This is a genomic window from Mesorhizobium sp. M7A.F.Ca.AU.002.02.1.1 (assembly GCF_003998535.1).
GTDB classification, from domain to species: domain Bacteria; phylum Pseudomonadota; class Alphaproteobacteria; order Rhizobiales; family Rhizobiaceae; genus Mesorhizobium; species Mesorhizobium ciceri.
Genome location: NZ_RZPB01001058.1, coordinates 1 through 1684 on the forward strand (window position 1 = coordinate 1; position 1684 = coordinate 1684).

General features: G+C 59.1%; 3 protein-coding genes. All 3 read left to right on the forward strand.

All coding sequences use genetic code 11. The features are described from left to right. On the forward strand, positions 1 to 446 hold a 446-nt coding region (locus EN879_RS34935), incomplete at its 5' end, for an amidohydrolase family protein (protein ID WP_164774801.1). An 11-nt stretch (positions 447 to 457) separates the two neighbouring features. Then, positions 458 to 811 (forward strand): Rieske (2Fe-2S) protein, encoded by a 354-nt coding sequence (locus EN879_RS34940; protein ID WP_023809364.1) that lies wholly within the window; start codon positions 458 to 460, stop codon positions 809 to 811. 120 nt (positions 812 to 931) lie between these two features. Continuing rightward, the coding region (locus EN879_RS34945) for an ABC transporter substrate-binding protein (protein WP_245493923.1) at positions 932 to 1684 on the forward strand (753 nt) is incomplete at its 3' end.

The following is a 1684-nucleotide window of genomic DNA, read 5'->3' on the forward strand; positions in this document are numbered from 1 at the left end:
CCATTCTGCACATGTCGGCGATGTCGCACGTGGCAAGCATGATCGCCCATGGCGTCTTCGAGAAATGGCCGGACCTCTACTTCGTGATCATCGAGTGCGGCGTCGCCTGGGTTCCGTCGGTCCTTTGGCGCCTGGACGCCGACTACAAAGCGCTGCGCAAGGAGACGCCATGGCTGAAGATGCTGCCGTCTGAATATTGCCGGCGCAACATCCGCTTTTCCACGCAGCCGCTGGAGCAGCCTGCAAACATCCAACATCTCTGGTCCACGCTCGAAGCGATGGACGGCGAAAACACGCTGATGTTTGCATCAGACTATCCGCACTGGGATTACGACGATGCCAACACGCTGCAAATCCCTCCTGCATGGAAGAGCAAGATCATGGGACTGAACGCGCTGGAAGTCTACAAACGCATCCCCCGCGCGCAAGCCGCGAATGCCGCCTGAGGAAGCATACGATGCCCGAGAAGACATATATCTGCCGCGTCGACGAGATCGAAACAGGGTCTCCGTTCATCGCCAAGATCCGCAGCCTTTCGGTCGGGATTTTCCGCATCGGAGATTCATTCCACGCGCTGCTGAATGTCTGTCCGCACCGCGGCGCTCCGCTTTGCGAGGGGCCGCAATGCGGCACAACCGCGCCCGTTGAACAGGCGCAATTCATCTATCATCGCGAAAACGAGATCGTTCGATGCGCCTGGCACGGGTGGGAGTTCGACATCAAGTCAGGCGCGGCCTTGGTCGATCCCTCCGTTCGCGCGCGCACATTTCCAGTCACCGTCGAAGCCGGCGGCATCTACGTGACGGCCTGATTGGCGCAAGCCGATTGGGATTGGAAAAATTCGAAGGAAAGGTGGCGGAGCCAATAAGCAGATTTGTTCGCCGGTGCTTGACGAGAAATAACGCGGGGAACTCCGCAATGGGAGAGTCAAATGTCAGAATCTGAATACAAGCTTGGTATCGCGAAAAGCCTGGTCGGAGGCGGCAAGGTTTCCCGCCGCGACTTCATTCATCTTGGGCTGGCCGCGGGCCTGACCGTTGCCGCCGCCGACCGGCTGTTCGTGAGCACGGCGCGGGCCGAACCGATGCAGGGCGGCTTCGCCAAGCTCGGCATGGCTCATGGCGCGACGACGGATTCGATCGATCCGGCCGGCTACCCCGACACGTTCACACAAACCGCATTTTCGGGCTCGCTGTCCAACAGCCTCACTGAGGTCGACGCCAAAGGCAATGTCCAACCGGACCTCGCCGAGAGCTTTGAAACTTCGGATGGAGCCAAAACCTGGGCTTTCAAGCTGCGCAAAGGCGCAACCTTTCACAACGGCAAGACCGTGAAGGCGGATGACGTCGTGACCTCCTTGCAATATCACATGGGCAAGGACACCAAATCGGCGGCGAAGTCGCTGTTGGACTCCGTCGCCGATGTCAAGTCGGACGGCCCGGAAACGGTGGTCTTCACGCTCAAGAGCGGCAACGCCGATTTCCCTTACATCATGAGTGACTACCATCTGGTCATCATGCCGGCCAAGGACGGCAAGGCGGATTGGGCTTCAGGCGTTCGCACCGGTGCTTTCGTCCTCGAGAATTTCCAGCCCGGCGTTTCGGCCAAGCTCAAGCGCAATCCAAACTACGTCAAGAATGGCAAGCCCTATCTCGACGAGGTGGAGTTCATCGCCACCACAGAT